Origin of the sequence: uncultured Allobosea sp., assembly GCF_945956895.1 — a bacterium.
Lineage (GTDB): Bacteria > Pseudomonadota > Alphaproteobacteria > Rhizobiales > Beijerinckiaceae > Allobosea.
Genome location: NZ_CAMFJF010000085.1, coordinates 1 through 9,399, shown reverse-complemented (window position 1 = coordinate 9,399; position 9,399 = coordinate 1). Strand labels below are relative to the sequence as shown.

The window sequence follows — 9,399 nt, the reverse complement described above, 5'->3', positions numbered from 1 at the left end:
ATGACCTTCGGCAACCGGCATGTCGCACCATTGCTCGGCGAGCTCGCGCAGCTCTATCCGCGGCTCGAGATCGACGTGCAGGCGAGCGATCGCTATGTCGACCTGATCGGCGAGCGGTTCGATGCCGCGATCCGCATCGGCTCGCTCAAGGATTCCAGCCTGATCGCGCGGAAGATCGCGCCGGTCCATGCCACCGTCGTCGGCAGCCCGGCCTATCTCGAACGGCGCGGACGCCCGGCGATCCCCGCCGATCTCAACGACCATGACTGCCTGCTCTATAGCGGCACGAACGATCAGGACTGGGTGTTCCGCACGGGCAAGCGCTGGATCACGGTGCGCCCGCCGGGCCGGATGCACTCCGATAGCGGCGACACGCTGCTGTCTTGGGCCGTGGCCGGGCTGGGTTTGACCGTTTTGCCAACCTTCATCGCTTCCGACGCGATCCGTTCCGGCGCGGTCGTGCCGATCCTGCTGGATTATCCGATGCCGACGCGCGCGCTCTATGTCGTGCGCCCACCCGGCGCCTATGTGCCCGGGAAGGTCCGGGTGTTGATCGATCTGCTGGTCGAGCGCTTCGGCGGCACGCCCTATTGGGATCCCTGCCAGATGGAGGCGCATAGTCGCGGCCTCAGACTCGACGAGCCGCTGAGCGAACAGCTCACGCCTGTCGCGAAGCCCGAGCATCAAGCGGCGTGATCCCGCTGATCACGCGAATTCGCGTGGCTTTGCGACGGGGTTTCGGCACTCTGCCGCCGCGTTGAAACGGAGGTCGCGATGCTGCTCGTCGGAATGCTGGATAGTCCCTATGTCCGCCGTGCGGCGATCGCGGGGACGTTGCTGGAGGTGCCGTTCGAGCATCGCTCGGTCTCGGTGTTCCGGCATATGGAGGAATTCCGGGCGATCAATCCGCTGATCAAGGCGCCGACGCTGGTCACCGATGACGGCATCGCCATTAGCGAATCCCTGCTGATCATCCAGCATTTCGAGGATGTCGCGGGACGCTCGCTGCGCCCGCTTGAAGGCGTGGCGCGCCGGCGTGACCTGGCGCTGACCGGTATCGGCATCGTCGCCGCCGACAAGGCGGTCTCGATCGAATACGAGCGCAAGCGCCCGGAGGCGCAGCGCTACGCGCCCTGGCAGGAGCGCATCGTCGCCCAGTTGCATGTCGCGCTCGACTTGCTCGATGCGGCGGCGAAGGAGGGCGAACTGACGGCTGGGCCGGAATTGCTGCCGAGCGATATCGCGGCCGCCATCGCCTGGGGCTTCTGCCGCTTCGTAATCCCGGAATTCGCGCCGGAGGAGCGCTGGCCGGCGCTCGCCGAGCAGGCGCGCGCCTGTGAGGCGCTCGACGTGTTCAAGGCCTGGCCGATCGACCGGGAGTGATATTCAGCCGTCATTCCCGGGCGAAGCGGAGCTGAGACCCGGGAATCTCATGACCAGAGGCTACTCGTTCCCAAGATGCTCGGGTCGAGCCCGAGCACGACCGACCCCTGATCGCTCAGTTCTGCACGAAATTCGTCGGCAGCGGGCGGACGGCCGGGCCGGTGAAGGTGCCGGGCTTGGCGTCGACCGGGTCGGCATGGCTGAAGCCGAGCGCCGCGGCCGGGCTCGGGCCGGCGATCGGCGCGCCGGACGGACCGGCCGTGCGGGCGCGGGCGGTCGCGACATTGACCGGCTTGCCGGGCGTGCTGCCGGAGCGCGAGACCGCGGCGAACAGGGAGTTCAGCCCGCCGCGATCCATCCCGGCGGTATCCTCGGGCTCTTCCGGGATCGGGACGGAGCGCTGGCTCGCGGTTGCAAAGCTGACGCCGCCCTCACGCGGCCGCACCGGCGGCAGGGAGGCGGTGACGAGGCGTCCTTCCGCGGCCTGGGCGAGCGGTGCTTCGGTTGAGCCGGTGCCGCGCAGCGAGGCGATGGCTGCGTCTGCCAGGGCCGTCGGCCGGATCGGAGGCAGAGGCGCGTTGGTGGGCTGGCCGGCGACGACAATCTCACTGGGAGGCGCGACCTCGCCGGGGCGGCGCGGCGGCAGCGAGGCGAGCACGAGCTTCTGGTCGGGCTGCGGGGCGAAGGCGAGCGCGCCACCGGCGGAAGGCAGGGCGGCGATCTGCACGGGCGCGCCGTCATCCGCCGGGAGCGAGAGGCCGCGCGGCCGTGCCAGCGGCAAGGGTACGTCGACCAGCAGCGGACGCGTGTCGCGTGCGATCTGCGGGGGCGGAGCGGCAGGTGCCGGAGCCGGAGCGGCGGCGGCAGGCGCCGGCGCTTCCTCGGCGGCCGGTTGCGGCGCGAGGCGCCGCGAGCGCTCGCGCGTGATGGCGCTGGTGCTGGATTCCTGGATGGGCTGGACCAGGAAGCGGCCGTCGTCGTTGCTGTTGCTGCCGGTATAGCCGGTATTGGGAGCGGCATAGGCCATGACGGTCGGCTGCTGGCGGGGAGCGCCGCGCCGTGCGGTCGGCCGGGCATCGGCCTCCTCGTCGTCGCCGCCGAAGAGCGTGGCCCACAGGCTCTTGCGGCCGGAGGAGGCGACGGCGCCTTCATCCGCATCGGCCACGGCGTAGCCGGCGACCGAACCGCCGCCCGACAGGATCTCGGCCCTGGCGAGATCGTAGCCGGCCAGCGGCTGGCCATCGGCCGGGATATGCACGGTCTTCTGATCCGGGAAGAGCCGCACGAGCTGGTCGCGCGTCATGCGCGGCCAGGACCGGACCGAGCCGACATCGAGATGGACGAAGGGCGTGTGGGCGTTCGGATAGAAGCCGACGCCGCCGCGCTGGAGCCGCATGCCGACCTCGCGGATGCGGGCGGTCGGCACGTCGGGCAGGTAGAAGTCCATCGCCTTGCCGAGCATGTGCTGGCTGTGCTTGGCGACGGCGCGCGAGCGGCGGCGCAGCATGGCGTTGGTGCCGGGGGCGCGATAGGAGGAAACGACGTGGAAGGGCTGGTCGGACCCAAGCTGGCGCTGGACCTCCCAGATCACATCGAAGAGCCGCGGGTCCATGCGGGTCGGCTCGTCGGTGCGCCAGTCGCGCAGGGCCCAGTTCAGTTTCTCCAGCGCACCCGAATCATAGCGGCCATCACGCTTGAAGGTGATGGTCGTCTCTTCCTTCGTATGCATGTGCCGGATGGTGATGGTGCGGGTGTCGCCATTGGCGGCGGCGTTCTGCGTGCCGCGGACGCCGACCAGCGAAGCGATCAGGGCAAGGCCGAGCGCCAGCACCTGTCGCGCGGTCGGCTTCGTGCCGGACGGCGCGCATCCTGCAAGCGTGGCGGTTATCCTGCCCAATCTGTCTGACCCGTCTCGGTGTCCCCGCCGAAGCGGTGCGATAAACGTGAACGAACAGTTGCGGAGAAGCGTTAACGTCTCGTTAGCGAGCCGGCAATCGCCACGCCAAGAATTTCCTGCCGAAGGTGGCTAAAGATGGATCATGGCGAAAAGGTGCCCAAAGGAGAGGGCACCTTCGCCTGGAGATCCTCAGCCGCCCTGCTGCTCGAGGGCCTGCCTGACCAGCCTGTGGAAACCGTAGACGTCGTCGAAGCGGATGATCTGCCCGTCATCGCCGACGACGATGGTGTTGTAGACGAGGTGGATCGGCAGGGGCTGCGGCAGGTTGATGCGGCGTTCGCCCGAGCCGATCAGGCGCTTCAGCCGCTCATGCGTCCATTCCGGGCCGAGCACCTGGTCGGCCAGCGCGAAGGGGTTCTCGACGCGGACACAGCCATGGCTGAGCGCGCGCCGCTCGCCGGCGAAGAGGCGGCGATTCGGGGTGTCATGCAAGTAGACCGCATGTTCGTTCGGGAACATGAACTTGATCCAGCCGAGCGCGTTGCGCTCGCCCGGCGGCTGGCGCACCGAGACACCGCCGCTCTTGGTGCGGGTCACGACATAACCGCGCTTGGCCGCGTAGTTCGGATCCGCGGCGAGGCCGGGCAGGAATTCCTTCTTCAGGATCGAGGGCGGCACGTACCAGGATGGGTTGACGATGACGTGGTCCATCTTGTGCGAGAAGATGGGCGTCGCCGAGTCCGGTTTGCCGATAATGGCGCGGGTTTCGTGCACGACCTTGCCCGAGCGGATGACGCGAACCCGCATCTCCGGGATGTTGGCCATGATATGGTCGGTGCCGAGATCGGGCGGCAGCCAGCGCCAGCGCTCCATCTGGGCGATAATGTCTTCCTCGCCGCGCGCGCTTGCCGGTTTGCCGAGGGCGGCGAGCGTGCGCTCGCTCAGGATGCCGTTCGCCGGCAGGCCAGCCTTCTTCTGGAAATCTGTCAGAGCCAGCGCGGTCGAGCGGTCGAAGACCGGCTCCTCGCTCGGGCCGAGGCCGAGGCGCGCGCGCACCAGCGGGACGCGCTCGTCGCGCATGCCGAGCTTGAGCGGCGGGCCAGCGGGGATGCGGACCAGCGGCGTGTCGTCGAGATGCTCGCGCATCTCCGCGAGCTTGGCCTTGAGCCGACGATAGCCTTCATGCGGCGGGTTGTAGGCGGAGAGCACGGCGCCGGCGTCAGCGGCGCCGGCAAGCTCCGAGAGCACCTCGGTCGCGGAAGGCAGGTAAAGCGTCGGCGTGATCAGCTTCGAGAGCTGGCGCGGGTTGAGCCGGCCGCCGCGCGCGTCGCGGGCATAGAGAACGGCGATGGCCGAGAGGCGGATATCGGCCTCGGCAAGCTTCGCCTTGTCGCTCGCCTCGAAGACGGGCAGTGCATAGTCGTTCGGACGCAGGCCGTCTTCGCTGGCGCGGCCAAGCTGCGTCGCGATGCGTTTGCCGGCCTCGTTCCAGCCCTTAGCGCCGACCCAGAAGGGGCGGTTCTCATTGGCCTGATAGGCGGCGATGATCTCGTTGCGCTCGCGCTCGCCGAGGCGGCGCAGCGTCAGCGCCTCCGGCAGGGCTGCGGCGATCGCGGCGGAGAATTCGGAGCCCGGCGGCAGCGTGACGACGACCTTCGGCACCTCCGGCAGCGGCACCAGCGGTTCGACGGTGCGCAGGGGGCCGGCCTGCGGGGCGATTTCGACCGGCTCGGGGGATTTGACGACGGGGGTCAGGGCCGGATCCGCCGCCGGCATCTCGGCGGCTGGGATGTCGAGCGTGACAGCCTCCTCGTCCCTATCGAGGGGCGCGGCGGCATCCTGCTTTACCGGCTCCTGCGGCCGGGCACCGGTCGTGACCGTGCCGGTGACGATCTCCGTATCGGCGGAGTGTTCCGGTGCGGATGCAGCCTGTGCCGGAACTGCCGACGGCGCTACGTCGGAGAGCTTCAGCTCCGGCTGTTCCGGCAGCGGAATGCCGAGCGTCGCATCGGTGTTGAGAGGGGTCTCGGCGCGGAGCGGGAGGCATCCCAAGATGATGGCCAGGGCGGATGCCGAGGTCAGTTTCGCCCAATGGCGAGGACGCATGGTCGCTATCCCGATTGCTGCCGAACCCCGCCATTCCTGCGTGACTCGGCTGGTTGAGACAAGATGCGGCGGCGCAACAGGCCGCCTCATTTCGATTGGTCGCAGCTCATGCCGCGTCGGTTTCGTCGCCGTTCGTTTCGCTCTCGATCAACCCGTAATCCTTGAGCTTGCGGTAGAGCGTCGAGCGGCCGATGCCGAGCTTGCGCGAGACCTCGGACATGTGGCCGCGGTAATGCGCGAGCGCGAAGGTGATGATCTCGCGCTCGAGCTCGTCGAGCTTGCGCATGTCGGAGCCGGCGACGAGGTCGAGCGCATTGGGATCGCGCACCGGCATCTGGATGATGCGCGGCGGCGGTTCGCCCTGTGCTTCGGAACGGGCGAGCGGGGCGGGGGCTGGTGGAATCCGGACCTCGTATCCGTCCATCTGCGCGGCGATTTGCGGGAACTCGGTGACGCCGAGTTCGGGCCCGTCAGCCAGGACCACGGCGCGGAACACGGCGTTCTCGAGCTGGCGGACATTGCCCGGCCAGTCATAACCGCTGATCAGGGCTGCAGCCTCGGCCGTGAGGCCCGAGAGCTTGCGGCCCTCCTCGGCGGCGAAGCGGGCGAGGAAGCCGCGCGCGAGATCGGCGATGTCCTCGCGTCGCTGGCGCAAGGGCGGCAGCGTGATCGGGAAGACGTTGAGGCGGTAATAGAGGTCCTCGCGGAACTCAGCCCGCTTGACCTGGTCGAGCAGGCTCTTGTTGGTGGCCGAGATCAGGCGGATGTCGACGCGCACCGATTTCTTGCCGCCGACAGGGTCGACCTCGCCTTCCTGGATCGCGCGCAGCAACTTGACCTGGGCGTCGAGCGGCAATTCGCCGACCTCGTCGAGGAAGAGCGTGCCGCCATTGGCCTCGACGAACTTGCCGAGATGGCGCTCGGTCGCGCCGGTGAAGGCGCCCTTCTCATGGCCGAACAGGATGGACTCGACGAGGTTATGCGGGATCGCGCCGCAATTCACCGTGACGAAGGGCTTGCCCTTGCGGTCGCTGGAACCCTGGATCGCGCGCGCCAGCACCTCCTTGCCGACGCCGGACTCGCCCTCGATCAGGATTGGGATGTTCGATTTCGCGGCGCGCTCGGCCAGCCTGACGACGCGGGCCATGTCCGGGCTCTTGGTCGCGAGATCGCGGAAGCCCAGCGTGTTCGAGGCGCGGCGCTTGATATGGCGCAGTTCGTGTTCGAGCGCGCCGAGCTTGAGCGCATTGCGCAGCGAGACCTGCAGGCGCTCGGCGCCGACCGGCTTGACCACGAAATCGACGGCGCCGGCCCGCATCGCCGAGACGACGGTCTCGATCGAACCATTGGCGGTCTGGACGATGACGGGAATCTCGATGCCGCGCTCGCGCAAGGCTGCGAGTACGCCCATGCCGTCGAGGCCGGGCATGTTGAGGTCGAGCACCACTGCGCTGAAACGTTCGCCTTCCGGAACCCCGAGCTGGGCCAAAGCCGCCTCGCCGTTCTCGGCGCTCACGACGTCGTAGCCGAAGCGCTTCAGCATGGCGTCGAGCAGGCGGCGCTGGACGGGATCATCGTCGACGATGAGGACGGTGTCGGTCATGGCACCTCGAAAGCCCGTGCAGCGTGAAAGAAATCTTGGAGGCAGGCGGAATCGCCTGTTCCGTTCTGGGGCATGGTCGGCCAGAAGGGTTAAGCGGGGTTTAAGCCCGAGGCTGATGGCGAACGTGATGCGCGCTGTTCCACACAGGGCGTCATTGCGAGGAGCGGAGCGACGAAGCAATCCAGGGCGACCGGGCTGCACCGTTCAACCCAGTCCCCCCTGGATTGCTTCGCTGCGCTCGCAATGACGGCCGTGGCTCGCAATCCATGGCCAAGCCGTGGCGCAGCCTTTATGGAAGGGCTCGTTTCAGTGCGCAGAGGTATCGAGCGAATGGGTTTTCATGACACCGTCCTGCGTTCCGCCACCAAGGCGGGGGCGGCAAAATCGGTCCAGACCACCGGCGAACTGCCGGAATGGGACCTGACCCATCTCTATCCCGGTATCGAATCGCCGGAGTTCAAGGGCGATCTGGAGCGCGGACTTGCCGAGGCGCAGGCGCTGGCCGGCCGCTATCGCGGCAAGCTCGCGGAATTCGCCGCGGCGCCAGATGGCAGCACGACGCTGGCCGCCGCGGTGAAGAGCTATGAGGGCCTGAGCGACCTGCTCGGCCGTATCGGCGCCTATGCCGGCCTGGTCTATTCCGGCGACACCACCGATCCGCAACGCGCCAAGTTCTACGGCGACACGCAGGACAAGCTGAACGCCGCGATCACCGAACTCCTGTTCTTCGAGCTGGAGCTGAACCGGATCGAGCCCGCGCTGCTGGCGAAGGTCGCGAGCCAGGCGCCGCTCTCGCACTGGAAGCCCTGGCTCGACGATCTCGCCAAGGACAAGCCGCACCAGCTCGACGATCGGATCGAGGCGCTGTTCCACGAGAAGTCGATGACGGGCGCGGCTGCCTGGAACCGGCTTTTCGACGAGACCATCGCCTCGCTGCGCTTCACCGTCGACGGCGAGGAGCTGACTCTCGAGCTCACGCTCAACAAGCTGCAGGACAGCGATGGCGAGGTGCGCCGCAAGGCGGCGGAAGCGCTGAGCACGGTGTTCCGCAAGGAACTGCGCATCTTCGCGCTGATCACCAACACGCTGGCCAAGGACAAGGAAATCTCCGACCGCTGGCGGAAATTCGAGGATGTCGCGGATTCGCGCCACCTCGCCAACCGGGTCGAGCGCGAGGTCGTGGATGCTCTCGTCGCCGCCGTGCGCGAGGCCTATCCGCGCCTGTCGCATCGCTATTACCGCCTGAAGGCGAAGTGGTTCGGCCGCGAGGAACTGGATTTCTGGGATCGCAACGCGCCGCTGCCGCAGGTCGAGCAGCGTACGATCCCCTGGACCGAGGCGCGCGAGACCGTGCTCTCGGCCTATGGCGCCTTTTCGCCGGACATGGCGGCGATCGCCAAGCGCTTCTTCGATGAGCGCTGGATCGACGCGCCGCCGCGTCCGGGCAAGGCGCCGGGCGCCTTTGCGCACCCGACCGTGCCATCCGCGCACCCCTATGTGCTGCTGAATTATCAGGGCAAGCCGCGCGATGTGATGACGCTGGCCCATGAACTCGGGCACGGCGTGCATCAGGTGCTGGCAGCGCCGAACGGGGCCTTGATGGCGCCGACGCCGCTGACGCTGGCCGAGACGGCAAGCGTCTTCGGGGAGATGCTGACCTTCCGCAAGCTGCTCGACTCGACCACCAATAAGAAGCAGCGCAAGGCGATGCTGGCGGCCAAGGTCGAGGACATGATCAACACGGTCGTGCGCCAGATCGCCTTCTACACCTTCGAGCGCAAGATCCATGAGGCTCGCCGCGAGGGCGAGCTGACGCCGGAAGCCCTCTGCGAGATCTGGATGAGCGTGCAGGCGGAGAGTCTCGGCCCCGCGATCCGGTTGTCGAGCGGATACGAGCCCTATTGGTGCTACATCCCGCACTTCATCCATTCGCCTTTCTACGTCTACGCCTATGCCTTCGGGGATTGCCTGGTGAACTCGCTCTACGGCGTCTACCAGAACGCCGCGGAGGGCTTCCAGGAGCGCTATTTCGCGCTGCTTTCGGCCGGCGGCAGCAAGCCCTATGCCGAACTGCTGGCGCCCTTCGGGCTCGATGCGAAGGACCCGGGTTTCTGGCAGATCGGGCTCAGGATGATCGAGGGCATGATCATCGAGCTGGAAGGGATGGAGTGAGGGGTCTCGCCATGGCCGGGCTTGACCCGGCCATCTCGTAAACCAGCGCCTTCTCGTCATGAGATGCACGGGGCAAGCCCGAGCACGACGGCAACGCTCCTACGGACATGCGCCGTCATTCCGGACAAGCCGCGAAGCGGTGCCGCTCCGGAATCCACCGAAGGGCGCTGCGCTCTGTAGTGGATCCCGGGTCAAGCCCGGGATGACGGTGCGGCCCCGCAGAAAAGCACCAAACTAG

General features: G+C 67.6%; 6 protein-coding genes. 3 read left to right on the top strand and 3 right to left on the bottom strand.

The annotated features are described in order from the left end of the window. The coding region (locus tag Q0Q02_RS21575; protein ID WP_293812593.1) for a substrate binding domain-containing protein at positions 1 to 696 on the top strand (696 nt) is incomplete at its 5' end. Positions 697 to 774: 78 nt separating this feature from the next. Continuing rightward, positions 775 to 1,383: a glutathione S-transferase family protein gene (locus Q0Q02_RS21570; RefSeq protein WP_293812591.1), complete on the top strand. Its 609-nt coding sequence runs from the start codon at positions 775 to 777 to the stop codon at positions 1,381 to 1,383. Positions 1,384 to 1,498: 115 nt separating this feature from the next. On the opposite strand, the gene Q0Q02_RS21565 is transcribed toward Q0Q02_RS21570, so the two are convergent. The 3 genes from Q0Q02_RS21565 to Q0Q02_RS21555 all read right to left on the bottom strand — a co-directional run bounded on the left by Q0Q02_RS21565 (position 1,499) and on the right by Q0Q02_RS21555 (position 6,989). Then, positions 1,499 to 3,280 carry a DUF882 domain-containing protein gene (locus tag Q0Q02_RS21565; protein WP_367275051.1) on the bottom strand — a complete coding sequence of 594 codons (1,782 nt, stop codon included), beginning with the start codon at positions 3,278 to 3,280 and terminating at the stop codon, positions 1,499 to 1,501. 189 nt (positions 3,281 to 3,469) lie between these two features. After that, the gene (locus tag Q0Q02_RS21560) at positions 3,470 to 5,386 is read right to left on the bottom strand and encodes a L,D-transpeptidase family protein (protein WP_293812590.1); all 1,917 of its coding nucleotides are present in this window, start codon (positions 5,384 to 5,386) and stop codon (positions 3,470 to 3,472) included. 106 nt (positions 5,387 to 5,492) lie between these two features. Beyond that, positions 5,493 to 6,989 carry a sigma-54 dependent transcriptional regulator gene (locus tag Q0Q02_RS21555; protein ID WP_293812588.1) on the bottom strand — a complete coding sequence of 499 codons (1,497 nt, stop codon included), beginning with the start codon at positions 6,987 to 6,989 and terminating at the stop codon, positions 5,493 to 5,495. A gap of 330 nt (positions 6,990 to 7,319) precedes the next feature. Between Q0Q02_RS21555 and Q0Q02_RS21550 the strand changes: the two genes are divergently transcribed. Then, complete coding sequence (locus Q0Q02_RS21550; RefSeq protein ID WP_293812586.1) at positions 7,320 to 9,161, top strand: M3 family oligoendopeptidase; 1,842 nt, start codon at positions 7,320 to 7,322, stop codon at positions 9,159 to 9,161. Positions 9,162 to 9,399: the final 238 nt, after the last annotated feature.

Bases quoted from the DNA above. Each gene is read 5' to 3' on its own strand.
- Q0Q02_RS21570 (WP_293812591.1), top strand. From the start codon at position 775: ATGCTGCTCGTCGGAATGCTGGATAGTCCCTATGTCCGCCGTGCGGCG.
- Q0Q02_RS21560 (WP_293812590.1), bottom strand. From the start codon at position 5,386: ATGCGTCCTCGCCATTGGGCGAAACTGACCTCGGCATCCGCCCTGGCC.
- Q0Q02_RS21555 (WP_293812588.1), bottom strand. From the start codon at position 6,989: ATGACCGACACCGTCCTCATCGTCGACGATGATCCCGTCCAGCGCCGC.
- Q0Q02_RS21550 (WP_293812586.1), top strand. From the start codon at position 7,320: ATGGGTTTTCATGACACCGTCCTGCGTTCCGCCACCAAGGCGGGGGCG.